This is a genomic window from Paractinoplanes maris, assembly GCF_023544465.1.
In the GTDB taxonomy this organism is placed as follows: domain Bacteria; phylum Actinomycetota; class Actinomycetes; order Mycobacteriales; family Micromonosporaceae; genus Actinoplanes; species Actinoplanes maris.
In genome coordinates this window covers 964,956-991,043 of record NZ_JALPVL010000001.1, presented here as the reverse complement: position 1 = coordinate 991,043, position 26,088 = coordinate 964,956, and the positions used below count along the sequence as shown (strand labels likewise).

18 protein-coding genes and 1 tRNA gene are annotated in these 26,088 nt (G+C 71.3%); 11 read left to right on the top strand and 8 right to left on the bottom strand.

The window, feature by feature from the left end; translation table 11 throughout:
• Positions 1–22 precede the first annotated feature (22 nt).
• The 3 genes from NAG42_RS04765 to rlmB all read left to right on the top strand — a co-directional run bounded on the left by NAG42_RS04765 (position 23) and on the right by rlmB (position 3,981).
• The gene (locus NAG42_RS04765; protein WP_250028374.1) at positions 23–1,378 is read left to right on the top strand and encodes a class II fumarate hydratase; all 1,356 of its coding nucleotides are present in this window, start codon (positions 23–25) and stop codon (positions 1,376–1,378) included.
• Positions 1,379–1,450: 72 nt separating this feature from the next.
• The gene (gene cysS, locus NAG42_RS04760; protein WP_250028260.1) at positions 1,451–2,866 is read left to right on the top strand and encodes a cysteine--tRNA ligase; all 1,416 of its coding nucleotides are present in this window, start codon (positions 1,451–1,453) and stop codon (positions 2,864–2,866) included.
• Entirely contained in the window at positions 2,866–3,981 is a 1,116-nt protein-coding gene (rlmB, locus tag NAG42_RS04755) for a 23S rRNA (guanosine(2251)-2'-O)-methyltransferase RlmB (protein ID WP_250028259.1), read from the top strand. Before cysS ends, rlmB begins: the two co-directional genes overlap by 1 nt.
• A gap of 778 nt (positions 3,982–4,759) precedes the next feature.
• Here rlmB and NAG42_RS04750 read toward each other — a convergent pair.
• Positions 4,760–4,833, bottom strand: a tRNA-Thr gene (locus NAG42_RS04750).
• A 137-nt stretch (positions 4,834–4,970) separates the two neighbouring features.
• Between NAG42_RS04750 and NAG42_RS04745 the strand changes: the two genes are divergently transcribed.
• Positions 4,971–6,056 carry an ABC transporter ATP-binding protein gene (locus tag NAG42_RS04745; RefSeq protein WP_250028258.1) on the top strand — a complete coding sequence of 362 codons (1,086 nt, stop codon included), beginning with the start codon at positions 4,971–4,973 and terminating at the stop codon, positions 6,054–6,056.
• A gap of 58 nt (positions 6,057–6,114) precedes the next feature.
• Here the strand turns inward: NAG42_RS04745 and NAG42_RS04740 are convergent, their stop codons facing one another.
• Positions 6,115–9,075, bottom strand: a complete 2,961-nt coding sequence (locus NAG42_RS04740; RefSeq protein ID WP_250028257.1) for an Hsp70 family protein — start codon at positions 9,073–9,075, stop codon at positions 6,115–6,117.
• A gap of 323 nt (positions 9,076–9,398) precedes the next feature.
• On the opposite strand from NAG42_RS04740, the gene NAG42_RS04735 reads away from it, so the two are divergent.
• Positions 9,399–12,674 (top strand): S8 family serine peptidase, encoded by a 3,276-nt coding sequence (locus NAG42_RS04735; protein WP_250028256.1) that lies wholly within the window; start codon positions 9,399–9,401, stop codon positions 12,672–12,674.
• A 64-nt stretch (positions 12,675–12,738) separates the two neighbouring features.
• Here the strand turns inward: NAG42_RS04735 and NAG42_RS04730 are convergent, their stop codons facing one another.
• The gene (locus tag NAG42_RS04730) at positions 12,739–13,722 is read right to left on the bottom strand and encodes a hypothetical protein (RefSeq protein ID WP_250028255.1); all 984 of its coding nucleotides are present in this window, start codon (positions 13,720–13,722) and stop codon (positions 12,739–12,741) included.
• A 140-nt stretch (positions 13,723–13,862) separates the two neighbouring features.
• Positions 13,863–15,083: a DUF4032 domain-containing protein gene (locus tag NAG42_RS04725; RefSeq protein ID WP_250028254.1), complete on the bottom strand. Its 1,221-nt coding sequence runs from the start codon at positions 15,081–15,083 to the stop codon at positions 13,863–13,865.
• 152 nt (positions 15,084–15,235) lie between these two features.
• Between NAG42_RS04725 and NAG42_RS04720 the strand changes: the two genes are divergently transcribed.
• Together NAG42_RS04720 and NAG42_RS04715 are read left to right on the top strand one after the other, a co-directional pair.
• A complete protein-coding gene (locus NAG42_RS04720; protein ID WP_250028253.1) occupies positions 15,236–16,678 on the top strand; it encodes a trypsin-like serine peptidase in 1,443 nt (480 codons plus the stop codon).
• 10 nt (positions 16,679–16,688) lie between these two features.
• The gene (locus NAG42_RS04715) at positions 16,689–17,408 is read left to right on the top strand and encodes a phosphatase PAP2 family protein (RefSeq protein WP_250028251.1); all 720 of its coding nucleotides are present in this window, start codon (positions 16,689–16,691) and stop codon (positions 17,406–17,408) included.
• On the opposite strand, the gene nagA is transcribed toward NAG42_RS04715, so the two are convergent.
• From nagA to NAG42_RS04700, 3 genes are read right to left on the bottom strand one after another with little or no spacing between them, the layout of a single operon-like run.
• Positions 17,374–18,468: an N-acetylglucosamine-6-phosphate deacetylase gene (gene nagA / locus NAG42_RS04710; RefSeq protein WP_250028249.1), complete on the bottom strand. Its 1,095-nt coding sequence runs from the start codon at positions 18,466–18,468 to the stop codon at positions 17,374–17,376. The two genes, NAG42_RS04715 and nagA, sit on opposite strands and share 35 nt — an antisense overlap.
• Complete coding sequence (locus tag NAG42_RS04705; RefSeq protein WP_250028373.1) at positions 18,465–19,433, bottom strand: ROK family protein; 969 nt, start codon at positions 19,431–19,433, stop codon at positions 18,465–18,467. The genes nagA and NAG42_RS04705 overlap by 4 nt, the downstream gene beginning before the upstream one ends.
• 20 nt (positions 19,434–19,453) lie before the next feature.
• Entirely contained in the window at positions 19,454–20,374 is a 921-nt protein-coding gene (locus NAG42_RS04700) for an SIS domain-containing protein (protein ID WP_250028247.1), read from the bottom strand.
• A gap of 186 nt (positions 20,375–20,560) precedes the next feature.
• Here NAG42_RS04700 and NAG42_RS04695 point away from each other — a divergent pair, with 186 nt between their 5' ends.
• The 4 genes from NAG42_RS04695 (at position 20,561) to NAG42_RS04680 (ending at position 23,830) form a co-directional block, all read left to right on the top strand.
• Positions 20,561–21,346 carry a DeoR/GlpR family DNA-binding transcription regulator gene (locus NAG42_RS04695; RefSeq protein ID WP_250028245.1) on the top strand — a complete coding sequence of 262 codons (786 nt, stop codon included), beginning with the start codon at positions 20,561–20,563 and terminating at the stop codon, positions 21,344–21,346.
• A gap of 51 nt (positions 21,347–21,397) precedes the next feature.
• The gene (locus tag NAG42_RS04690; RefSeq protein WP_250028242.1) at positions 21,398–22,387 is read left to right on the top strand and encodes an ATP-binding cassette domain-containing protein; all 990 of its coding nucleotides are present in this window, start codon (positions 21,398–21,400) and stop codon (positions 22,385–22,387) included.
• Complete coding sequence (locus NAG42_RS04685) at positions 22,384–23,394, top strand: ABC transporter permease subunit (RefSeq protein ID WP_250028239.1); 1,011 nt, start codon at positions 22,384–22,386, stop codon at positions 23,392–23,394. Before NAG42_RS04690 ends, NAG42_RS04685 begins: the two co-directional genes overlap by 4 nt.
• Before the next feature lie 97 nt (positions 23,395–23,491).
• Positions 23,492–23,830 (top strand): DUF3263 domain-containing protein, encoded by a 339-nt coding sequence (locus NAG42_RS04680; protein WP_250028237.1) that lies wholly within the window; start codon positions 23,492–23,494, stop codon positions 23,828–23,830.
• Here the strand turns inward: NAG42_RS04680 and NAG42_RS04675 are convergent.
• Positions 23,827–26,046: an AAA family ATPase gene (locus NAG42_RS04675; RefSeq protein ID WP_250028234.1), complete on the bottom strand. Its 2,220-nt coding sequence runs from the start codon at positions 26,044–26,046 to the stop codon at positions 23,827–23,829. The genes NAG42_RS04680 and NAG42_RS04675 overlap by 4 nt on opposite strands.
• Positions 26,047–26,088 lie beyond the last annotated feature (42 nt).

Genomic DNA, 26,088 nt, shown 5'->3' with positions numbered 1-26,088 from the left:
GTACCGGATCGAGAAGGACACGATGGGTGAGGTCCGGGTGCCGGCCGACGCCCTCTGGCGGGCGCAGACCCAGCGCGCCGTCGAGAACTTCCCCCTGTCGGGGCGCGGTCTCGAGCCCGCCCACATCAAGGCGCTGGCTCAGATCAAGGGGGCGGCCGCGCAGGTGAACGCGGCGCTCGGCGTCCTCGACGACGACCTGGCCCAGGCCATCGCCAAGGCCGCCGCGCACGTGGCCGACGGTGGCTACGACGACCAGTTCCCGATCGACGTCTTCCAGACCGGGTCGGGCACGTCGTCCAACATGAACGCCAACGAGGTGATCGCCACCCTGGCCTCCCGCGAGCTGGGCCGGCCGGTGCACCCCAACGACCACGTCAACGCGTCCCAGTCCAGCAACGACGTCTTCCCGTCGTCGATCCACCTGGCCGCGACCGAGGCGGTGACCAGCGAGCTGATCCCGGCCCTGGAGCACCTGGGCGCGGCCCTGCTGACCAAGGCCGGCGACTGGTCCGAGGTGGTCAAGAGCGGGCGTACGCATTTGATGGACGCCACGCCGGTGACGCTGGGTCAGGAGTTCTCGGGGTACGCGCGACAGGTCGCCAACGGCATCGAGCGGCTCACCGCCACGCTGCCGCGGCTGGCCGAGCTGCCGCTGGGTGGCACGGCCGTGGGCACCGGGGTGAACACGCCGCCCGGCTTCGCCCCGGCGGTGATCGAGCGGCTGCGGCAGAGCACCGGCCTGCCGGTCACCGAGGCCCGCGACCACTTCGAGGCCCAGGGCGCCCGCGACGCCCTGGTCGAGGCGTCCGGCCAGCTCAAGGTGATCGCCGTCGGGCTCTACAAGATCGTGAACGACATCCGCTGGATGGGTTCCGGCCCGCGCGCCGGGCTGCGTGAGCTGCGCCTGCCCGACCTGCAGCCCGGCTCGTCGATCATGCCGGGCAAGGTGAACCCGGTGGTGCCCGAGGCCGTGCGCCAGGTCTGCGCCCAGGTCATGGGCAACGACACCACGGTCTCGTTCGCCGGTTCGCAGGGTGATTTCGAGCTCAACGTGATGCTCCCGGTGATGGCGCGCAACCTGCTCGAGTCGATCCGCCTGCTGGCCAACGCGGCGCGGCTGCTGGCCGACCGCTGCGTCGCCGGCCTCGAGCCGAACGTCGAGGTCGCCCTGGCGTACGCGGAAGGGTCTCCCTCGATCGTCACGCCGCTCAACCGCTACCTGGGCTACGACGAGGCCGCGGCGATCGCCAAGACCGCCCTCGCCTCGAACCGCACCATCCGCGAGGTCGTGGTCGAGCGCGGCCACCTGGAGAGCGGCAAGCTCACCGAGCAGCAGCTCGACGAGGCCCTCGACGTCCTGCGGATGACCCGGCCGTAACCGATCTTGCGCCCCGCCCGGGTCGCTCGGGCGGGGCGTAAACGGGTATCGCCGGGCCGGTACCCTTGGCAGGTGAGTTTGCGCTTGTATGACACCGCGACCCGATCGGTCCGGGACTTCGTCCCGATGACTCCCGGTAAGGTCGGTATCTACCTGTGCGGCCTCACCGTGCAGTCCGTTCCCCATATCGGCCACCTCCGGGGCGGCATCAACTACGACGTGTTGCGCCGCTGGCTGCGGCACACCAACTACGAGGTCACGTTCATCCGTAACGTCACCGACGTCGATGACAAGATCCTCGAGAAGGCTCAGGCTCAGGGCCGCCCGTTCTGGGCCATCGCCCACGAGAACAGGCTGGTCCTCGAGGCCAACTATCGCGAGCTCAACGTGCTGGCGCCGACCTACGAGCCGCTCGCCACCGGGCACATCCCCGAGATGCACGAGCTGATCGCCGAGCTGATCCGCCGCGACCGGGCCTATGTCGCGGCCGGTGGCTCCGGCGACGTGTATTTCGACGTGACGTCCTACCCGGAATACGGCGCTCTCTCGGGTCAGAATCCCGACGACATGCGCCCGCCGAGCAACGGCGGCGAGCCCGACAAGCGGGACTACCGCGACTTCGCGCTGTGGAAGGGCGAGAAGTCCGACGAGCCGGACGACGCCACCTGGCCGTCGCCGTGGGGTCAGGGCCGCCCGGGCTGGCACATCGAGTGCTCCGCGATGGCCCGTCGCTACCTCGGCGACGAGTTCGACATCCACGGCGGTGGGCTCGACCTGACTTTCCCCCACCACGAGAACGAGATCGCCCAGTCCCACTCGGCCGGGCTCGGGTTCGCGCGCTACTGGGTGCACAACGCGCTGCTCAACCTGGGCGACGCCAAGATGAGCAAGTCGCTGGGCAACGTGGTCGACCTGGCCTCCGTGCGGGCCCAGGGGATCCGCCCGGTCGAGCTCCGCTATTACCTCGCCTCGCCGCACTACCGCTCGCGCATCGACTATTCCGACGAGGCGCTGAGCGAGGCCGCGGTGGCTTATCGGCGCATCGAGGGCTTCGTGCAGCGGGCGGCCGAGGTCGTCGGCCCGGGCCGCCCCAAGGACGTGCCACCGGCGTTCGCCCAGGCGATGAACGACGACCTCAACACGTCGGCCGCCCTGGCCGTCGTGCACGACTGCATCCGTGAGGGCAACACCGCGCTCGCGGCCGGCGACGAGGCGGGCATTCGCGGGGCGGTGACCGCCGTCCGGGCGATGCTGGGCGTCCTCGGGCTCGACCCGCTCGACGAGGCCTGGACCGGCGGCACACCCCAGAGCGACCTCAAGCCGGTGGTCGACTCACTGGTCAAACTCGCGCTCGAGCAGCGCTCGCAGGCGCGCACACGCAAGGACTGGGCGGCGGCCGACTCGGTCCGCGACCAGCTCAAGAACGCGGGAATTCAGGTGGAGGACACTCCGGCCGGGCCGCGCTGGACGGTAGGAGAGCAGCACTGATGCCAGGAAATTCGCGCAACGCGAGCAAGCGGGCGGTGGCCAAGAAGGGCGCCGCGATGGGGTCCGGGGGCAAGAACCGCTCCGGGCTCAAGGGCAAGGGGCGCACCCTGCCCGCCGACGAGCGTCCCTGGCACAAGGGATACTCGGGCACCGAGAAACTGCCCGACAAGACCGCCCGCAAGCAGGACAAGGAACGCCGTGCGGCGGCGGCCGAGGGCCGGGCGCCCAAGGTCGGCCTCCCCGGCAGCAAGGACACCACCTGGGGCCGGGCCGGCGGCAACGCGTACGGGCGGCAGACGGCCCAGCGCGGCAAGGCACCCGGTCGCGGCGGCCCGCGGATCGCCCCCGGACGCCGTTCCAACCCCACCCGGGAGGGTCCCGAGCTGCTGCTCGGCCGCAACCCGGTGAACGAGGCGCTGCGCGCCGCGGTGCCGGCCACGGCGCTGTATGTGGCCCAGGGCATCGACATCGACGAGCGGGTCGCCGAGATCGTGCGCACCGCGGGCGACCGCGGCATCCCCATCCTCGAGATCAGCCGCAACGAGCTCGACCGGATGACCGGCGGCGTCCTGCACCAGGGCATCGGCCTCCAGGTGCCGCCGTTCGCCTACGAGAACTACGACGACCTGGTCGCCGCCGCTCTCGAGCAGACCGCCCCGCTGCTGGTCGCGCTGGACGGCGTGACCGACCCGCGCAACGTCGGCGCGGTCATCCGCTCCGTCGCGGCGTTCGGCGGCCACGGCGTCTTCATGACCGAGCGCCGCGCGGCCGGCATCACCGCGACCGCCTGGCGCACGAGCGCCGGTGCGGCCGCCCGCGTGCCGGTCTCCCAGGTGGTCAACCTGACCCGCGCGATCAAGGCGGCGCAGCAGGCCGGTTTCACCGCGATCGGCCTCGACGCCGACGGCGAGACCGACCTCTACCAGCTCGAGGCCGCGATCGGCCCGCTGCTGGTGGTGGTCGGCTCCGAGGGTCGTGGCCTGTCCCGCCTGGTCGGCGAGACGTGCGACCTGCGGGTGAGCATCCCGATGGCCTCCGACGTCGAGTCCCTGAACGCCAGCGTCGCCGCCGCCGTGACCCTGGCCGAGGTGTCCCGCCGCCGCACGTACGGCTAGCCCGCACTCCTCAGCGACCTGGAGCCACCCGCCCGTCGTTACGGGCGGGTGGCTCTGCTTTCACCCGATCGAGGCGCTCGCGACGGCTGCGGGGGCCAGCGAGACCACGGCCGCGGCCGGCGCCGGAAGCAGAACGAGCGCCACAACCGCGACGTACAACTTGATCTTCATGCGCTTCCCAACGACGCTGGGCGAAACTGGTTTCCGGCCGAAGCCCTCAGGGGCGCTGCCCCCGAACCCCCGGCCATCGCTGGAGAGCTCCCTGGCGATGGTTGCGGTGGGTGGCTTGGGGGCTCTCCGGCCGTCGTCAGCCGAAAGCGAATCGTCAGTAGGGGCAGGACGCAAGCAAAAGGCGGCTTGCATCCTGCCCCTACTGACGATGAGCCACGTCTGCCGTCGCCCGGAGAGCCCCCAACCCAACGGGTCCTTGTTCTGAAAAACCAGACCCCCGCCGGGCACCAGGCCAGACGTCCCGTGACGCCCACAGCTAAGACCCAGTCGCTATTACTTCCCGCACGACTGTTTTACACAGGACTGGACGGCTTTATACGGTCTGAACGGCCGACTCATGTAGAGCTGGGCACCCGACGCACGTTGGGGTTGTGATCGCCAAGGCGGCGCAGCCGCCAATGGCCCCCACCCCCGGCCCGAAGGGCCTTCCAGCGTGACCACCCACGACCGTCAGCACCGTGACGTGGGGGTCTGGGGGCTCGGCCCCCAGGGAGGAATGCGAGTCGGCCAGGTTTGCGCTTTCGGCAAACAGACGAACACTCCGACGAGCCCCCGGTCGGGATCGAACCGACGACCTCCCGTTTACAAGACGGGTGCTCTGGCCATCTGAGCTACAGGGGCGTGGGGGCCAGCATAACGGCTGGGAACTTGCTGGGCTTCCTTGGCATGACGTGGAAAAAGCTTTACGTTTACGGGGCTGTTCCTCCACTCGGATCGTCCGGCACGTTCCTGCCGGTGGAAAGGAAGTCTGTTTCAGCATGGCTACCGTTACGTATGACAAGGCCTCGCGCATCTATCCGGGCTCTGAGCGGCCCGCGGTCAACGAGCTGAACCTCGAGATCGGCGACGGTGAGTTCCTCGTTCTGGTCGGCCCTTCCGGTTGTGGCAAGTCCACCAGCCTGCGCATGCTCGCCGGGCTGGAGGATGTCGACCGTGGGCGCATCCTGATCGAGGGCAAGGACGTCACGAACCTCCCGCCGAAGTCGCGCGACATCGCGATGGTCTTCCAGAACTACGCTCTCTACCCGCACATGTCGGTGTACGAGAACATGGCGTTCGCCCTGAAGCTGCGGAAGACCTCGAAGGCTGAGATCGACCGCCGGGTCAAGGAGGCCGCGGCTCTCCTGCAGCTCGACGAGTACCTGTCCCGTAAGCCGAAGGCGCTCTCCGGTGGCCAGCGCCAGCGTGTCGCCATGGGCCGCGCGATCGTGCGTGAGCCGCAGGTGTTCCTCATGGACGAGCCGCTGTCGAACCTTGACGCCAAGCTCCGCGTCCAGACCCGTTCGCAGATCGCGACGCTGCAGGCCAAGCTGGGTGTCACGACCGTGTATGTCACGCACGACCAGGTCGAGGCCATGACCATGGGTCACCGGGTGGCCGTCATGCTCGACGGTGTGCTGCAGCAGGTGGACACCCCGCGGGCGCTCTACGACACCCCCGGCAACGTTTTCGTCGCCGGCTTCATGGGCTCCCCGGCCATGAACATCAAGACCGTTCCGCTGACCGAGTCGGGCGGCGCGTTCGGTTCCTACAACATCCCGCTGACCCGCGAGCAGGTCGCGGCCGCGCAGAACGCCGGCGGCAAGGTCACCATCGGGTTCCGTCCCGAGTCGGCCGACCTCACCACCGAGTCCGAGGGTGCGCTGCCGATCGTTGTCGACCTGGTCGAGGACCTCGGCTCGGACGCCAACGTCTACGGCCACGCCGACCTGGACGGTTCTTCGGAGCGGTTCACGGTCCGCACCGACCGGCAGCACATGCCCAACATGGGTGAGACCGTCTACATCAAGCCGCACGGCACCGCCATCCACGTCTTCAACGCGGAGTCCGGCGCCCGCATCTGAGCGACACAGCAGTAATGATCCGGGCGGTTCCCCTGTGGGGGAGCCGCCCGGTTCGTCGTTATCCGGCGTATTGGACGACGATGAAGTCTTTCGCGGTGGCGCAGGCCAGATGGGTCGTGTTCCACGAGCAGGTGTCGGTCTGGACGTCGGCCAGCGGGCCGAGCTGGACGGCGTCGTCGCCGAGGTGGCGGCCGGCGACGGCGGGGTCGTCGGCGTATCCCGCCAGCGGTTTGCTGAATTCGAGGACGTTGGCCGCGTCGAGCCGGACGGCGGCGGCCTGCCTGGTCCAGATCTCGTGGCCGTCCGAGTCGATCAGCCGGGTGGTCGTCGAGTAGCTCACCAGCACGGCTTCGCCGACGGGGATGACGGTGTCGGCGTCGGGGGCCTGGGCTTCCCAGACCCGCCGGCCTTCGGTCACGTCGACGGCGACCACCTTGGCGTTGTCGTCGCCGGACCCGGTGCCCTCGATCAGGCACACCCGGTCGTCGCCGCAGGGGGCCAGACCGGTCAGCCGTGCGGTGGCGGAGCGGGCCGTGTAGGCGATGGTGTCGCCGTCGAGCCGGCCGAGGTCGTAGGCCACGATGCGGTGGATGTCTTCGGAGCCGCGCACGATGAGACGGCCGTTGTGGGCGATCATCTCGTCGTCGGGGCGGGCGACGTTGGCCCGGGAGGCGAGCACCTCACCGGAATCGGCGTCGATCACCCGCGCGGTGCGGTCGGCGCTGACCTGGACGAGGCGGGGGTCGTCGCCGAAGTCGGGGGACAGCGGGCGCCCGGCGGGGCTGGCCGGTCCGGACAGGTCGGCCGGGGTGGTGACGGCGACGAGTGCGGGCGCCGTGACGCCCTCCGGGTCGGGGATCTGCCATTCCTGTCGTCCGCGGGCCAGGTCGAGGCCGACCAGCTGTTTGCCGGCGCGGTCGGCGATGACAGCGTGGTCGCCGGCGAAGAAGACCAGGTCGTTGTCGCCGAGGGTGCGCTCCCACCGTTTCTCGCCGCGGTCGTCGCCGAGCACGATCAGCTGACGGGAGTCGGTGTCGTAGTCGGTTTCGCTGAACAGCGCGACGCCGTCGGGCAGGGCGACCATCGACTGCCAGCGTTTGGCCGTGCCGACGTCGGGGTTGCTCCAGGCCGGTTTCCCGGCGCCGGTGTCGATGGCGACAACGCCGGCCTTGCCGGTGTCGTAGTCGGCGCTGCCCAGGTAGGCGCGGTCGTCGCGGACGACGGCGTCTTTCCAGGCCGAGCCGATCGGCACGGCCGGCGTGACGTGGGTCGGGTCGCTCAGGTTCTGGTAGTCAAGGGCCGGGAACCGGGGCCAGAGCACCCAGGTCAGGACGGCCCCCGCGGCCACGACGACGACCGTCGCGGCGGCCGCGGCGATGACCCAGCGGCGGCGGCGGTTGGGCCGGGCCGGGGTGGGCTCGGGCGCCGGCTGGGGTGTGTCGGAGGCGAGCCACGGCTCGGCGCTGGGCGGCCCGAAGGTGCCCTGGGAACCCGAGCCCGCGCCGGAGCCGGGGAAGGACGGCGAGCCGGGCATGGGCGGGCCACCGGCGGCGATCGCGGCGGCTTCCCCGGTGGCCCACGGGTCGACCGGCTCGGCGTACTGACGATCGTCGCCGGAGGCGCCCGGTCCAGCGGCCGGTCCAGCAACCGGCCCGGCGGCCGGTCCAGCAACCGGCCCGGCGGCCGGTCCAGCAACCGGCCCGGCGGCCGGTCCAGCAACCGGCCCGGCGGCCGGTCCAGCAACCGGCCCGGCGGCCGGTCCAGCAACCGATCCAGCGGCCGGGCCAGCAGGCGGCCCAGCGGCCGACGCTGCCGGAGCGGGGATCGGGAGAGGAGTCGGCGGCGGCGCGGCCTCGGTCCGAGTCGGCGGCGGTGCGGCTTCAGTCCGAGTCGGTGGCCCGGCGGTCGCCGTGGGTGGCCCGGAAGCCGGCTGCGCCGCGGAGGACGCGATGAGGGTGGCGCCCTCGGCCACCGGCAGCTCGGGTTGCTCCAGGACGGTCGGCGCGATGCCCAGCTCGGCGTGCAGCAACCGGGCCACCAGCGGCACCCGGGACGAGCCGCCGACCAGGAAGAGGCCGGCCAGCTCGGATGGCGGCAACCCGGCCGCCTTGATCACCGCGCCGGCCTCGCCCACCGCACGGCGGACGAGGGGATCGGCGGCCGCCTCGAGCTCGTCGCGCGTCAGGTGTATCGCGTGCTCGACCCCCGGCACCGGCACCGGGGCGAACGAGCTGCGCGACAGCATCTCTTTGGCGCCCCGCACGTCTTCCCAGAACTGCCGCCGCGCCCGCCACTGGGCCAGGGTCACCGGCTCGGTCAGCGCCCGCCACGCCTCGGGCTCGGCCCCGGCCAGCGACTTGCCCAGATGGTCGACGAGCGCCGCGTCGAGGTCGAGCCCGCCCAGGTCGTCGGCGCCGCCCGAGGCCGTCACCGAGAAGCCGGCCCCGGGCCCGTCGTGGCGCACCACGGCCACGTCGAGCGTGCCGCCGCCGAAGTCGAAGACGGCCAGCGACGAGCCGACCGGCAGCGGGCGGCGCAGCACCTCGGCGAAGTAACGGGCGGCGGCCACCGGCTCGGGCAGCAGGGCCGTCTCGGCCGGCCAGCCCGCCCGGGCGAGCGCCTCGACCAGGACGGCCCGGCGGGGCGCGCCCCACGAGGCCGGATGGGTGACGGTGGCCGGGGGCAGGAAGCCCGCGGTGGCCACCGCCTCGTGGGCCACCGCGCCCAGCAGGGCGGCCAGCAGGTCGGGCGTCGGCACGCCGCGGCCGTCGCCGAGCAGCACCGAGTCGTCGTCGACGTGGCGTTTCGGGTGGGGCTCGAGACGGCCCGGGTCGGCCTGGCCGAGCCGGAGGGCGTCGGCCCCGACGTGCAGGCGGCCGGACGCGTCGAGATAGACCGCGGAGGGCAGCAGCGGACGGCCGTCGAACAGCAACGGCCGGGTGCGCCCGTCGGGACGTCGCAGCATGGCCACGGTGTGTGAGGTGCCCAGGTCGACGCCGAGCTCGAAGCCTTCGGTCACGGCGTCATGCTACGACCCGGGTACGACGATCGAACGGACCCCGCGACGCCGGACCTCGCCGCCGATCGGCGGACGACGGTGTCCGAAAGGGGCACGCTCGCGGAGAGTGGCCTCTCGACAAGGACAATTGCTTTCGCATGCGTCGATACAGCGACATGCGAAGTGACCTGCGGTAACACGGCCGAATTAATGCGCCGGACCGAATGTCACGGGCTAGTCACAACGTCATCGACCGTAGTGACTTCTATGCCGATCGATCGGAAGATCCGGGGAATGCGCCCAGTGAACCCCCGCTGGGCGCCTTCCTTCCGGAGGACCCGTACGTGAGACAACAATCCACCTGGGGCCGGCGAACGTTCACCTCTGTGCTGGCTGTCGGCGTGGCCGCCGGCGCGACGCTGAGCAGTGTGCTGCCGGCCGCGGCGGCGCCCGGTCAGGGCGCCCTGCAGGCCGCCGAGAACCCTGCCACCCCCAAGGAGTCACCGGCCGACACCCTCGGCGGGCATGACGCCGAGCTGCTGGCCAAGGCCGAAGCCGCCCACAAGAAGTTCGTCACGGTGATCGTGGCCACCGACGCCGGTCGGTCCACTGAGGTCGCGTCGAAGATCAAGGCGCTCGGCGGTGTCGTCACCCGGCACTTCGACGAGATCGGCTACGTGCTCGCGTCCGTGCCGATCGCCAAGGTGGTGGCCGCCGCGAATCTGGCCGGTGTGGCCGCCGTCGACCTCGAAGAGACGATCAAGCTCCCGGAGACCGGTAGTCACGACAAGCCCGGCAAGCCGGTGCAACTGGCTGCTCCCGGCCCGTCGACGCCGGCCGCGAACCCGTACCTGCCGACCGACGAGACCGGCTCGGTGGACTTCAAGAAGAAGAACCCGAAGTACGACGGTCGCGGCATCACGATCGGCATCATGGACTCCGGTGTGGACATCGACCACCCGGCGCTGGCGAAGACGACCACCGGCGAGCGCAAGATCGTCGACTGGGTGACCGCCACCGACCCGCTGCTCGAGGCCGACGCCTCCTGGCGGGGCATGATCACCGAGGTGACCGGCCCGACGTTCACGTACGCGGGTGGCACCTGGAAGGCTCCGGCCGGAACCTGGCGGATCAACCGCTTCAGCGAGGCGATCACCGCCGGGTCCGACGCCGCGGGTGACGTCAACCGGGACGGCGACACGACCGACACCTGGGGCATCCTCTACGACACGGTGAGCCACGACATCCGGGTCGACACCAACCAGAACCTCGACTTCACCGACGACGCCGTCATGCGGCCGTACAAGGAGAAGTACGACGTCGGGCACTTCGGCACCGACAACGCCGCCACCGCGGTGGTCGAGCGCATGCCGTTCGTCGTCGAGTACCGCGAGGACGTCGACCTCGCGCCGCTGGAGAACCCGAACTACCCGCCCACGGCCGACTTCGTCAACATCGGCATCCCGGAGAGCCTGCACGCCTCGCACGTGGCCGGCATCGCCGCGGGCAACGACCTGTTCGGCAACGCGGCCTTCGACGGTCAGGCGCCCGGCGCGAAGATCGTTTCCTCGCGGGCCTGCTCGTGGGGCGGCGGCTGCACCAACGTCGCGCTGACCACCGGCATGTCCGATCTGGTGATCAACCGCGGCGTCGACGTGGTCAACATGTCGATCGGTGGTCTGCCCTCGCTCAACGACGGCACCAACGCGCAGGCCAAGCTCTACAACGACCTGATCAACAAGTACGGCGTCCAGCTGTTCATCTCGGCCGGCAACAGCGGTCCGGGTGTGAACACGATCGGCGAGCCGTCCGGCGCGACCGCGGTGGTCAGCGTCGCGGCCAGCATCTCGGACGACACGTGGAAGGCCAACTACGGCGCGGACACCCGCAAGCCGTTGCAGCTGATCCCGTTCTCGTCACGCGGCCCGCGGGAGGACGGCGGTTTCAAGCCGAACATCGCCGCCCCCGGTTCGGCGATCTCGCTGTCGCCGACCTGGGAGGTCGTCCCCGGCCTGGCCACTGTGCCCTACACCCTGCCGCCGGGCTACTCGATGCAGAACGGCACCTCGATGGCCTCCCCGCAGGCCGCCGGTGGTGCGGCGCTGCTGCTGTCGGCGGCCAAAGCCAACGGCATCAAGGTGTCCCCGCTGTCGCTGCGGCGGGCGATCTACTCGACCGCCGACTCGATCGCGGGTGAGCAGGTCAACGAGCAGGGTTACGGTCAGCTCAACGTGCCGGACGCGTGGAAGCTGCTGGCCAGGAAGTCGGCCACCCGCACGTACACGTCGTCGGCGCCGGTCTGCACGCCGCTCGACGACCAGCTGGCCACGCCCGGCCGGGGCGAAGGCCTCTACAACCGCTGTGCCGTGGCCGCCGGTGGCCTCAAGCCGGGTCAGGTGAAGGTTCAGACGATCAAGCTGACCCGCACCTCCGGCCCGAGCTACCCGGTGCTGCACAAGCTCTCGTGGATCGGCGACCGTTCCTCGTTCGTCTCCGCCCCGCTGGTCCTGCTGCCGCTGAACAAGACGGTCAGCGTGCCGGTCGTGGTGCGGGCGAAGGACGGTGTGGCGAGCGCGATCCTCAAGGTCGACGACCCGGCCACGCCCGTGGTCGACTTCGAGGTGCTCAACACGATCGTCACGGGTGTCGACACCAGGAAGCCGTCGTACGCGACCACCTTCTCAGGCCAGGTCGACCGCAGCTCGACCACCTCGTTCTACGTCACTGTTCCCGAGGGTGCGAAGGCGCTCCAGGTGGACCTGTCCGGCACCGCCGCCGGTTCGCAGACCCGCTGGATCGCGATCAACCCGTGGGGCGTGCCGGCCGAGGACACCGCCAGCGCGAACTGCTACACGAACTACTCCGACGCGAACGTCTGCAAGCCGGAGGAGCGCGCCTACGAGAACCCGATCCCGGGCATCTGGGAGCTCGAGATCGAGTCGCGGCGGACCACGCCGGTGCTGAGCAACCCGTTCAAGCTGGCGGCCAAGGTCCAGGGCGTTCAGCTGACGCCGGAGTCCGTCACGCTGCCCGGCGTGACGGTCGGCCGGCCGACGCCGGTGACCTTCACCGTCAAGAACCTGTTCGGCCCGGTCACGGTGACCGCGCAGGGTGGACCGCTCGGCAGCGCCAGCCGCCAGCGTCCGACCATCGCCGAGGGCGCGAGCCAGGAGTACGAGATCGTGGTGCCGGACGGTGCGACGCGGCTCGACGTGGCGATCGGCAACCCGGCCGACGCCGCCGCCGACCTCGACCTGTCGCTCTACCAGGGTGACACCCTGGTCGGCCAGGACGCCGACGGCGACTCGGAGGAGTCGATCTCCCTGGCCAACCCGCCGGCGGGCACCTACACCGCCGTGGTGGACGGCTACTCGGTGCCCGCGGGCACCACGGCGTACGACTACCTCGACGCCTTCTTCAGCCCGGCGCTCGGCTCGGTGAGTGTGCCGGCCACGCCGATCACCCTGGCCAACGGCGCGTCGACCACGGTCGACGCCACGGTCACGGCGCTCTCGGTGCCGCCGGCCGGTCGTGAGCTGTCGGGCGAGGTCGCGATCGTGACCGACCAGGGTGCGGTCGTCGGCCGGGCCCCGATCACGATCACGTCGGTCACCCCGTAACAAGCAGCACCAGATACGAAAGGCCCGTCCGGCGTCCTGCCGGGCGGGCCTTTTCGCTGCCGGACTACTGGTACTGCTCGTCCACACCGGCCACCGGGCGGCCCTCGGAGGAGAACTCGCGGTGCTCGGGCTCGTCCGTTTCGGCGTCGACCGGCTCGACCGGCTCCTCGTGCAGGCGAGGGTCGTCGGGCGTGGCCGCGGACTTCGGCTTGGCCGGCTTGTGGGGCTTCACGGGCTTGGCCGCCTTGGTGGGCTTGGCGGTCTTGGTCGGCCGTTCGGCGGCGGAGGCGGCGGCGGAGGCGGGGGCGGACGCGGACGCGGCAGAGGCGGCGGAAGCGGAGGAGGCCGGCGCCTGGGCGGCGGCCGGCGGAGCGTCAGCCGTGGGCGCGGTGGTGGGCTTCGCGGCCGGCAGGATCGCTACGCCGCCGTCCGGCATGCCGGAGACGTCGGGCTCACCGGTGGCCGGGAGGGTGCGCGGGCCGTCGTTGGCCGGGAACAGGCCGCCGAGGCCGCCGAGCAGCGGCACCCCGCCGTCGAACCTTTCGGCCTGGCGCCGCGTCGGGCGCTCCGAGAAGTCGCGCACCTGGCCGTTCGGCATCAGACCGGAGAGCAGCGGCAGACCGCCCGAACCAAAGATCGGCAGGTCCTGGAGGGGCAGCGTCCGACCGGGGCGGCGCACCACGCCGGCCGGGGGAACGTCGGCGTCGCGCGACTCCCGCGGCACCAGGCCGCGTCGCTGTCCGCCGGCGGTTGCGCCGCCGGGTTCGCCGGGTTCGCCGGGCAGCAACGGGTCGAGGTCAGGGCTGTTCGGCCCGGTCTTGAGCCGCGCGACCGGGCTCTGGCCGGCGGCGGTGTCCTTCAGGGTGCTGTGGCCGAGCGGATTGTCGACATTGACGCCGTTGCTCTGCCCCAGCAGGTCGGCGAGCCGCTCGTCGGCCTGCTGGGCCGCGGCGTCCACGCCGGGCAGCAGATCGGCCTGCGCGGGGGAGGCGCCGAACAGGATGATCCCGCCGCTGAGAGCCGCTCCGGCGTACCACAATTTGCGCACTGTTCTCCTCCTGGCAGAAGCGACCCCGAGAACGGGGGGAAGCGTCGGAGGAGGCAACGAGCGGGCCCGGGGGCGGGTTCCGGCCCGGCTACGACCGCGAACGGGGCAACCGGCGCGGCGAACAGCGGGAGGGCCCCGCCTCAGACCCCGCCGGCGGCCAGTGAGCCGACCTCGACACCGAGGACGGCCTGCTCGTCAGGCTTCTTGGCCAGCACGTCGGTGAGGTAGGACTGCACCGCGGTGGCCATGCCCACGTCGCGGCCGGCCTGCTCGGAGAGCAGCCACTTGTGCTGGATGACCTGGGTGAAGATCTCTTGCGGCTCGAGCTTGCGCCGCAACGAGACCGGCACGGCCCGGACGACCGGCTCGAAGACCTCGGTCAGCCAGCGGTGGGCCGCCTGCTGCTCGTCGACCAGCAGACTCTCGGCGCGGTAGGTGTCGAGGTCGTTGAGCAGCTGACGGGCCTGGTTCTCCTCGGCGTCGAGTCCGGTCAGGCGCAGCAGCCGCCGGGTGTGATAGCCGGCGTCGACGACCTTGGGCCGGATGCGGTAGCCCTTGTCCACCGTGGACATGTCGACCTCGGCCACGTCGAAGCCGAGCTCGTTGAGCCGCCGGATGCGCCGCTCGATGTCGTGCCGGGCGTCGCGCGGCACCTCCTGCTCGTAGGTGACCTCGTGCCACAGCCGCTCGTAACGGGCCACGATGTCGTCGACCACCGACTCGGGGTCGATCGACTCGTGCAGCAGCTCGGCCGCCTCGAGGTCGAGCAGCTCGCCGAAGATGTTGAGCCGCAGGATCTCGATGTCCTCGCTGCGCTGGCCCTCGGAGAGCTTGGGATAGAGGTTGCCGGTCTCGGCGTCGACCAGGTAGGCCGCGAACGCGCCGGCGTCCCGCCGGAACAGCGTGTTGGACAAAGAGCAGTCGCCCCACGAGAAACCGGTGAGGTGCATGCGCACCACCAGGGCGGCCAGCGCGTCGAGCAGGCGGTTGAGCGTGTCGGGCCGCAGCACGTGCGAGAAGAGCGCGCGATAGGGCAGCGAGAACTGCAGGTGCCGGGTGATCAGCACGGTCTCGAGCGCTTCGCCGGCCTTGTCCTCCCGGTCGTTGACGATCGCGACGGCCTCGACGGCGGGGAAGTCGATGCGCTCGAGCGCGCGCAGGAGGTCGTACTCCTTCTCGGCGATCCGCTCGCGGGTCTCTTTCAGCGCGTAGACGACGTCGTTGAGCTTCACGAACCGCACGATGTGGCGCGAGATGCCCTGGGGCAGGGCGACCAGGTGCTCGGCCGGCCAATCCTCCAGCGGAATTTCCCACGGCAGATCCAGCAGTGCTGGGTCGACGACTGCGGAAGTGATGCGCACGGAACCAGTGTGCACGTTCCGCTCGGCGCGTCGCGGTCGCACGTGGCTCGTTACACAGATGCAAGAAGGCCGGATTAGTACATACGTCCTGGATATGACGCGAATGGCGGTTTGAGACAGTGCCCCTGAAGACCGGTCGACGTAAGGCAGGCATGGCGATCGCGGCGTGTGCCGCCCTGGTTCTGGCCGGCGCGGCCGGGGCCACCGCCTGGCAGGCCGCCGGCGCCGGGAAGCCGGTCGGTTCCTGGCACGAAGCACCGGCCGCGGCCGCCCGGACGCCGGTCTCGGCCGACCAGGGGCAGGACTCGGCCGATCAGGCGCGGACCCGGTCGGGCGAGGCGCCGGCCCCCGGATCGGGTCCGATCGTGGCGCCGTCGAGCTCCGGACCGGCGCCGGAGCCGGAGGAGCCGGAGAGCACCACGACCACCGCGCGGTCCGAGGCGGAGTCGGTGGCGCCCGAGGCGGGCAGCGCGGAACGCCCGGTCGAGTCGGCCTCCGCGGCCCCGGCGGGCGGCCGGCAGCAGGTCGGCGAGCTGGTCAGCGTGCGCAAGCTGCTCGGCTATCAGGACGGCCCCAAGCAGGAGACGTTCCGATACCCGGGAGCGTCCTATGTGAAGCTGCACTTCGCCCGGATGGCGCTGCGGCCCGGCGACTACGTGACGGTGACGAACGCCGACGGCACCGAGAGCTACCGGTACGACGCCCCGGCCGAGTCCACCGAGTCGGATCGCTGGGCGATGTCGGTCACCGGGGACACGGCCGTGCTCGAGGTGCACCGCGCGGCCGGCAACCCGCTCGAGGTGGGCAACCGGCCGGACACGCTCGGGGTGGACGTCGACCGGGTGGCGCGCGGCTTCAGCCGTACGGAACAGGACCGTCAACCGGAGAAGCAGCTCCTCGCCCCGGGTCGCACCGGGCGGGAGGAATCGGTCTGCGGGTCGGACACGTCGACCGACGCCGCCTGCTACCGGTCGAGCGACCCGGTGGCGTACACGAAGTCGAAGGCTATCGCCCGGCTGCTGATCAACGGCACCGAGCTGTGCACCGGGTGGCGGATCGGCACGCAGAACCGCATGCTCACCAACAACCACTGCTTCACCACCGCGGCCCAGGCCTACAACACCGAGGTCTGGTTCAACTATCAGTGCGAGAAATGCGGTGGGTACGACGTCTACCAGCCGACAAAGGTCTGGGGCTCCAAGGTCATCGCGACCGACCGCACGTACGACTTCACGCTGTTCACGGTCGACAAGTTCGCGGCGGTGCAGAAGTTCGGCTACCTGACCCTGGACACCAAGCGGCCGGCCAAGAACCAGCCCCTCTACGTCCCGCAGCACCCGGCGGGCGAGCCGACCCGGATCGCCGGGTCGCTGGGTGAGCAGGCCAGTAACTGCGCGGTGGTCAACCCGGGCTACGACGGGTATGCGGCCGGCTCGGACGTGGCCTATTACTGCGACACCGAGGGGGGCTCGTCCGGCTCGCCGGTGCTGTCGCGCGCGACGAACAAGGTCGTGGCGCTGCACCACTTCGGCGGCTGCCCCAACTCGGGCGTCCGCGGTGACCTGCTCGCCGCCAAGCTGGGCAAGCTGCTCTAACTTAAGAGGCGTGCCCGAGAAGAAGAGCTGGTGGCTGGATGCCGTCCTGGTGGCGGCGTTCGTCGTGATCACCGTGGCGCTGATGCGCGGTCACCTGCTGCGACTGGACGAGCGGGTGGCCGACTGGTCGCTGAGCCACCAGCCGCCGGTGCCGTATTGGACCGCCCGCGTGCTCAACTACCTGGGCCAGGGCGGTCAGATCCTGATGCCGCTGTCGCTTCTGCTCAGCGCGCTGCTGGTCTGGCGGACGCGGTCGGCGCGGGCCGCGTTCCCGTTCGTGGCGGCGTTCGTGCTGACCTACGTGACGATCGGCCCGCTGAAGATCTGGGCCGACCGGGCCGCACCGCGATTCGACGGGCCGGAGCGGGTGGTCATGCACAACCCGTACGCCGAGGGCGGCTACGCGATGAGCTATCCCTCGGGCCATCTGGGCAACTCGCTGGTCTGGTACGCCGTGCTGGCCATCCTGATCGCCGCGCTCCTGCGCCGGCCGTTGAGCCGGGCCGAGACCTACGCGCTCCGGGTGGCGCCGGTGGTGATCGTTTTCTGCACGACCGTCTACACCGGCTTCCACTGGCTGACCGACTCGATCGCCGGCCTGCTGCTCGGTGTCGTGCTGGCCCGCCTGATCGAGCGCATCCCCTTCGACCGCCTGCCGCTGCCCGCACTGCGCGGCTGGGAGCGGCCGGCCGGGTTCACACCCAGCGACCGGAGCGCATCACCCGTTTGACCCGCAGGTCGGGCGAGAGCACCACGAGATCGGCTCGCAGCCCGGCCTCGAGAGCACCCACCTGGTCGCCGAGGCCGAGCACGCGGGCCGGGGTGGTCGAGGCCATGGCCACCGCCTCGGCCAGCCCGACGCCGGCGGTGACCGTGTTGCGCAGGGCCTGGTCCATGGTCAGCGTGCTGCCGGCGATCGAGCCGTCCCGGGCCAGCCGGGCCACCCGGTCGGCCACGACGACCTGCTGACCGCCCAGGTCGTAGGTGCCGTCGGCCATGCCGGTGGCCTCGATCGCGTCGGTGATCAGCGCGGCTTTGTCGGGCCCGGCCGTCCGCACCGCGAAGGCCAGCATGCCCGGATGCAGGTGGATGTTGTCGGCGATCAGCTCGCAGACCACCGGCGAGGCGAGCAGGCCGACCACCGGTCCGGGCTCGCGGTGGTGCGGCGGTCGCATGCCGTTGAACAGGTGGGTGCCGACGGTGGCGCCGGCTTCGACGCCGGCCAGGGTCTGCTCGTACGTGGCATCGGTGTGCCCGACCGCGGCGGCCACCCCCTGCTCGCGCAGGAACGCGATGGCCTCCAGGGCGCCGGGCAGCTCAGGAGCGATCGTCACCAGCCGGACCGCGCCCTCGCCCAGCTTGACCAGCGCGGTCAGCTCGTCGAGGGACGGGTCGCGCAGGAACTCCGGGTTCTGCGCCCCGCACCGCACGCCGGACAGATAGGGGCCCTCGTAGTGCACGCCGCCGAGGATCCCGGCCTCGACCAGCGGACGGTAGGCCACGGTGGCGTCCCGCATCAGCTCGAACGACGAGCTGACCAGGCTGGCCAGCATGGTCGTGGTGCCGTGACCCAGGTGGAAGGTGGCCGCCCCGCGCGCCGACTCGACGTCGCCGGTGGTGAACGTGTGCCCGCCGCCGCCGTGGCAGTGCAGGTCGACGAAGCCCGGCACGACGATGTCGTCCCCGGCGCCGCCGGCCGCCTCGACCGACAGGATCACCGGCCCGTCCACCTCGACGTATCCCTCGACGACGGCGCCGGGCCGGACGATCCGGCCGCCGATGCGGGTCATGACAGCTTCTCCAGGTGGTCGAGGGCCAGCAGGGCGGCGCCGATGCAACCGGCTTCGTCCCCCAGGCCGGCGCGGACGAACGCGGGTGGGCGGTGGAATGTGAGCCGCTCCCGGAACGCGTCCTCCAGGGGCCGCAGCAGGGCGTCGCCGGCCTCGGCCAGGCCGCCACCGATCACGAGCACGCCCACGTCGTAGAGCGCCTGCGCGGTGACCATGCCGTCGGCCAGCGCCTCGATCGCCTCCCGCCAGACCGTACGGGCCAGGTCGTCACCCTGGCCGGCCCGGGTGACGACGTCGAGCGCGGTCGCGCCCGGGGCGCCGGCCAGCTCGGCGTAGCGCAGCCCGACCGCGCGGGCCGAGCCCAGGGACTCCATGCAGCCCCGCTGCCCGCAGGGGCAGAGCGGGCCGCCGGGCCGGACGACGATGTGGCCGAGCTCGCCGGCCGCGCCGTGCGCCCCGGAGTAGCCGGCCCCGCCGACCACCAGCGCGGCCGCGATGCCGGTGCCGATGGCGACGAACAGCACGTGCCGGTGTCCGCGGCCGCCGCCCAGACGGGCCTCGGCCATGCCGCCCACGCGGACGTCGTGGCCGAGCACGGCGGGCACGGCGAGTCTCTCCTCGACGCGGGCCCGGACCGGAACGTCCCGGAAGCCGATGTTGGACGACCAGGCCGCGATGCCGTGTTCCTCGTCGACCACGCCGGGCACGGCCACCCCGGCCGCCACCGGTTCGAGGCCGTCGGCGCGGGCCTTTGCGGCCAGTCCCTCGGCGACGTCGAGAATCGTGCCGAGCACCGCCTCCGGGCCGCGCTCGGCCTGGGTGGGGTGCCGCTCGGTGTGGTGGACCGTCCCGTCCGGGCGGACCAGCGCGCACTTCATGCCCGTCCCGCCCACATCCAGGGCGACCACCACCCGGCGCTGAGCCGGCGTGGCATGCCCTCCTGGCCCTCGAACCGCTCCGCTCATTCCGGTGCAGTCGCTCATGCCTACAGGACTACCGAGCGGGTGAGGTTGCGAGGGTGATCCGGGTTCAAGCCTTGGCTGGTGGCCAGCAGGACGGCCACGCGCTGGGCCACGATCAGGTCGGCCATCGGGTCGAGCGGTGCGCGTCCGCCGCACCAGCGGCCGAGCGCGGCATACCCGCCGTGGTGGCGGCTGTGCACGAAGAGCGCGCCGGTCGCCTCGACCTCGTCGGCCAGGCCGGTCGGGATGTCACCGAACGCCCACACCACCCGGCGCGGGGCGGCGATCGCGATCGGGCCGTGCCGGTAGTCCATCGCCGGATAGGCCTCGGCCCAGTACATGGCGGCCTCGCGGCACTTCAGCGCCGCCTCCTCGGCCAGCCCGACGGTCCAGCCCCGGCCCAGGAAGGTGATCTGCTCGGCCAGTGCCGGGTGCACCGGCAGCGGCAGGCGGATCGCGACCTCGGCGTCGGTGGCCGCCGCCTCGATGTCCTCGCCCAGGTGGGCCCGCAGCAGCGCCAGGGTGCTGGTGGCGAAGCGGGTCTGCACCACTGACTGCTCGTCGGCGAAGTCGAGCAGCACGGTCTGGTCGGCCAGGCGTGCGGCCGGCTGCGACTCGTCGGCCGTCAGCACCGTGGTCGGCGTGCCCCCGGCCAGATCGTTGAGCAGGTCGAGGACCTCGGTGGTGGTGCCCGAGCGGGTGATCGCGACGACCCGGTCGTAGCGGCGGCGGCGCGGGAACTCGGAGGCCTGGAACGCGTCGGTCTCCCCCTGACCGGTCTGCTCCCGCAACGACGCGTACGCCTTGGCCATGAACCAGGAGGTGCCGCAGCCGACCACGGCGACGCGCTCGCCCCGCGCCGGGAGGCCGGGGGCGTCGGCCAGCTTCGCGGCCTTCCGCCAGCACTCCGGCTGGCTGGCGATTTCCGCCTTGACGTATGTCATGGGCCACCCTTCACACCGCGTGCGCATAAGCGCTCGGTACCCGGTACTTTCGAGCGTCATTCTGCGTGGAAGCCCGGCGCCGACGCAACCATCGCCGCCGCACCGCGCAGGGCCGATCTTTGCTTCCCGGGCTTTCGCGCACTAATGTGCACACTCTTATCACGGAACGTGCAGCGGGGAGTCTGGGTGGACCGGTACGCGCGGTGGAATGCCCTGCTCGAGTTACTCGCCGAGAGCGGGCGGGTCAGCGTCGAGGACGCGGCCGAGCGGCTCGACGTCTCGCAGGCCACCATCCGCCGTGACTTCGACCAGCTGGCCCAGCAGCAGATGATCACCCGGACCCGGGGCGGCGCGGTGGCCAACGGCGTCTCGTACGATCTCCCGCTGCGCTACAAGAGCGCCAAGCACTCGGCCGAGAAGCAGCGCATCGGCGAGGCCGCGGCCGGCCTGGTCACCCCGGGTACGGTCGTCGGGCTCAACGGCGGCACCACGGTCACCGAGGTCGCGCGCGCTCTCGCCGTACGCCCCGATCTGAACGCGGGCAGCGAGGGCTCCCAGCTCACCGTGGTCACCAACGCGCTCAACATCGCCAACGAGCTGCTGGTCCGCTCGCGGATGAAGATCGTCGTGGCCGGCGGCGTGGTGCGCCCGCAGTCCTTCGAGGTGGTCGGGCCGCTCGGCGGCGCGCTGCTCAAGGAGGTCACCCTCGACATCGTGCTGCTCGGCGTGGACGCGGTCGACGTCGAGCTGGGCGCGGCCTCGCACCACGAGGGCGAAGCCGCGATGAACAGCCTCATGGTCGCCCGGGCCAAGCGGGTCGTCGTGATCGCCGACTCGTCCAAGCTGGGCGGTCACGCCTTCGCCCGGATCTGCCCGATCACCAAGATCGAGACGCTGGTGACCGACTCCGGGGCCTCGGCCGAGGTGGTCGCCCGTTTCCGGGAGGCTGGAGTTCACGTCGTCACGGCGTAATTGCCGGCGATCCATCAGCTGATATTGACGAGTCTGTCTAGAGTCTCGCCCGTGACTGCCGTATTGGAGATAGCCGGGCTGCAGAAGACGTATCGCAGCCGTAAAGGTGTGCGAAGAGCGCTCGACGGCTTCGACATGACTGTCGAGGCGGGCCAGGTGCACGGCTTCCTGGGACCCAACGGCTCGGGCAAGACGACCACGTTGCGAACGCTGCTCGGGCTGATCAAGCCCAACGGCGGTCGCATGGCGATTCTCGGGCGCGAGGTCCCCGAGAGCCTCCCCGAGGTGGCGGGCCAGGTCGGCGCGATCGTGGAGAGCCCGCAGTTCTTCGGCAACTTCACCGCGCAGGACACGCTGTCGCTGCTGGCCGACGCCGGTGGGGTCCGCAAGGAGCGCGTCGTCGCCGTCCTCGAGCTGGTCGGGCTGCGGGACCGCTCCAAGGACCGGGTCAAGACCTACTCGCTCGGCATGAAGCAGCGCCTCGCGGTGGCGTCGGCGCTGCTCAAGGAGCCGAAGCTGCTGATTCTGGACGAGCCCGCCAACGGTCTCGACCCCGGCGGCATCCGGGAGATGCGCACGCTGATGCGCAACCTGGCCGAGTCGGGCATGACCGTGGTGCTGTCCAGCCACATCCTCGGCGAGATCCAGCTCATCTGCGACTCCGTCACGATCATCTCGGCCGGTCGCCGGGTGGCCGCCGGCTCGGTGGCCGATGTGCTCAAGACCCACACCTCGTCGTCGGTCAAGGTCGGCCTCGAAGCGGGTGTCGACATGCGCCCCGCGATCGAGTTGCTCCGGGCCAACGGCGCCCAGGTGAGCGTCGAGCACGACCACTTCACCGTCGGCAACGCCGGCAACCCGGCCCAGATCACCCGGATCCTCGCCGAGCGCGGGATCTATGTCAGCGAGCTGACCCCGATGTCGGCCGATCTGGAGAGCGTCTTCCTCGAGCTCACCGGCACCGCGCCGGTCGAGGGTCAGAACCGTCAGGTCGACCAGACGGCGGCGGCGACGCCGGCGAGCGGGGGGTGGGGTCAGTGAGCCTCTACAGTGCCGAGACCCGGCGGCTGACCAAGCGCCGCTTCACCAAGCTCTTCATTCTGGGCGTGACGCTGATCCTGGCCGCCGTCGCGGTCGGGATGTTCTTCACCAACGAGAAGGTCGGTCCGTCCCAGATCGCCTCGGCCCAGGCCCAGGCGCAGCAGGACTACCAGCGCTCACAGGAGCAGTTCGGCCGGGACATGGCCGACTGCCGGGCGGCGCAGGGCACCGACCGGGCGGGCAACTGGCCGCCGGGCTGCGAGGGCATGGTCGAGCCGACCCCGGACGACTTCCAGGCGCAGTGGTACATGCCGCCCACCTTCGACTTCCTCGAGAACTTCCCGGACATGGTGACCACGCTGGCTGCGCTGCTCGCCCTGGTGGCGTTCATCGTCGGCGCGTCCTTCGTCGGCGCCGAGTGGAGCAGCGGCGGCATGATGAACCTGCTGCTCTGGCGGCCGCAACGGCTGCGCGTGCTGGGCACCAAGCTGGTCGCGCTGCTGGCCTTCTTCACCGCGCTGACCGTCGTGTTCTCGGCCGTCTGGACCGGGTTGTTCTATCTGATCGCGCAGGCCCGGGGCAGCACCGAGGGCCTGACCTCGGGCGCCTGGCAGTCGATCGGGCTGATGGAGCTGCGCGGTCTGGTCCTGGTGATCGTGGCCGGCGCGGTCGGGTTCGGGCTGGCCTCGCTGGGCCGGCACACCGCGATGGCGCTGGGCGTGACGATCGGTGCGCTGATCGTCTTCCAGTTCGGACTGGGCACCGTGCTCTCGCTGGCCGAGGTGAAGTTCGCCGAGGCCTATCTCATCCCGATCTGGATGATCGCCTGGATGGACAAGGAGGTGAAGGTCGAGGACTACAACTCCTGCGACTTCTCCTCGGCCTCCGGCTGCGTGCCCGACTCGCTCACGCTCACCTGGCCGATGGCGGGCGGCATCCTCGCCGGCGTCTTCGTGCTCGTCGTGGTGGCGGCGATGTGGACTATGCGTAGCCGGGATGTCACGTGATGTAACGTCGACCGCACATGCGGAGCGGGGGCCGTCGGACTTATGCTGACGGTCCCCGCTTCGTACATCTGTGCTCGTCTTTCTCTTTTGGAGCGTCATGCAGCCGGCCGCGGACCCGTCCGAAGAGCAGCAGCACATCCCGGCCCCGCGCGCCGAGCCCACCACCGAGCCGGTCGCCGAGCCCGTTGCCGACCAGGTTGCCGAGCCCCGGCTCAGCGAGCGTGAGCAGCAGATACTCGCCTTCGAGGCGCGCTGGTGGAAACACGCCGGCTCCAAAGAGCAGGCCATCCGCGACACCTTCAGCCTGGGCTCCACGCGGTATTACCAGCTGCTCAACGCCCTGCTCGACAACCCGGCCGCGCTCGAGCACGACCCGGTCCTGGTCGGCCGCCTGCGGCGCCTGCGATCGAGCAAGGCGCGGACCCGCCGCCGCTAGGCCTGGTGCGTTTCCGCGTACGCGGCGAGCCAGGCCACCTGGCCGGGGTCGAGTGACGGCCGGACGCGCTCGCGAGCGGTCGCCACGTTGGCCGCGGTGACCGTCGTCGCCTCGAGCGACTCCCGCATGGCCGACAATGCCGACTCGCGGATCAGCGCCGCGCAGTCCGCCGCAGAGAAGCCCTCCAGATCGGCACCCAGCTCGACCAGGTCGACCGCCTCGTCGAGCGGCACCGACTTGGCCGACGCCTTGAGGATCTCGGCCCGGGCCTCGGCGTCCGGCGGCGGCACATAGACCAGCCGCTCGAGCCGGCCGGGCCGCAGCAGCGCCGGGTCGATCAGGTCGGGCCGGTTGGTCGCGCCGACGACCACGACGTTGCGCAGGTCCTCCACCCCGTCGAGCTCGGTCAGCAGCGCGGCCACCACCCGGTCGGTGGTGCCGCCGTCGTTGGCCTGACCGCGGGTCGGGGCCAGCGCGTCCACCTCGTCCAGGAAGACCAGGGTCGGTGCCGCCTCCCGGGCCCGGCGGAACAACTCACGCACCGCGCGCTCGCTGTCACCGACCCACTTGCTCAGCAGCTCGGCGCCCTTGACCGACAGCACGTTCGCCTTGCCGGTGCCGGCGATGGCCTTGACCAGGTAGGTCTTGCCGCACCCGGGCGGGCCGTAGAGCAGCACCCCGCGCGGCGGCGAGACGCCGAGCCGGGCGAACGTATCGGGGTAGGTCAGCGGCCACAGCACCGACTCGGTCAGCATCTGCTTGACCTCGACCATGTCGCCGACGTCGTCGAGGGTCACCGAGGCCACCTCGAGGGTGGAGTCGGCCATCGACGTCGGGCGCACCACGTCGAGCGCGCCCTCGAAGTCGGCCATGGCCACCTCGGGGGCCTCGGTCCCCTCGGACTCGCGCTTGTCGGTCTGCCGGAGTGCGGCGCGGACGCCGGCCTCACGGGCCAGGGCACCGAGATCGGCGGCGACGAAGCCCGGCGTACGGCCGGCGATGTCATCCAGGCGGACGTCCTCGGCCAGCGGCATGCCCCGGGTGAGCACCCGCAGCTGCTCCAGCCGCATGGCCGTGTCCGGCAGGGGCACGGCCAGCTGCAGGGCCAGCAGGTCGGGGGAGCGCAGCGACGTGTCGACCGACTCCGGCCGGCTGGTGGTGGCCACCACCGCCACGCCGGTCCGCAGCGTCTCCTCGAGCAGCTGCCGGAAGACGATCGAGATCGGTCCCGGCTCGTCGCGCGGGGCGATCGCGTCCACGTCCGAGAAGAGCAGCACCGTCGGGCCGCCGCCCGCCCGGGCCTCGCCGGCCAGCTCGCGCAGGCGGCCGGCGGCGGCGGTGTTGGTCAGCGCGGCCAGGCCGGGCGCCCAGACCTGCACCACGCGCGCCTGCACCTGGGCGGCCACCGCGCGGACCAGCGCCGACTTGCCCGACCCGGCCGGACCCGTGATCAGCACGCCGAGCGAGATCTTGGTGCCCAGCCGGGCCAGCACCTCGCCGTGGTTGAAGCCCAGGTCGAGCAGTTCCTCGAGCTCCTTGGCCTGGGTGCGCAGGCCCGGCAGGTCGTCGATGCTGAGCGGGGGCACCTCGGGGTCGGTGGTGGCCGGGGCCTCGGGGCGGGCGGCCGGCCCGGGCACCGGGGTGGACACCGGACCGTCCTGCCAGCCGACCACGGTGTCCATGGTGATCACGGCACCGTCCGACTCGGTGACCTCGGCCACGGTGAGCAGTGCGACGTTCCACTGATAGCCGAGCCGGTTGCGCAACCGGCGGCCGATGTCGGGCATCTGGGGACGACCGCTGAGCGGCAGCACGTCCTGTGGGCGCAGCGAGACCTGGTCGCCCGTGCTGACCACCTTGCCCAGCAGGGCCAGCCGCAGGATCTCGGGCGAGACCAGTGCCACCACGTCGGCTTCGGCGGCCAGCGTGACCCGCCGGGCGGCCACCGCCGGCTGCCGGGCGACGGTGACCTGGCCGCCGTCGCGCAGACCGAGATTGCCCAGGGTGAGGTCGTCGGCGTAAAGGAACTCGCGGCTCGCCCCCGGCTCGGCCTTGGCCGCGAGCGCCGCCGTCGTGGTGACCCCGCTCAGGCGTACGGGATCGCCCGCGTTGATCTCCAGGGCGGTCATCACCTCGGGGTGCAGGCGCACGATGCCCCGGCGGTCGTCGAGCCCGGCCAGCCGCAGGGCCGCGGTCAGCTTCAGTTCCTCATCCACGCGCGCAGGCCCCTGTCGATAGATCGTCTCGTCCCCAGGGTC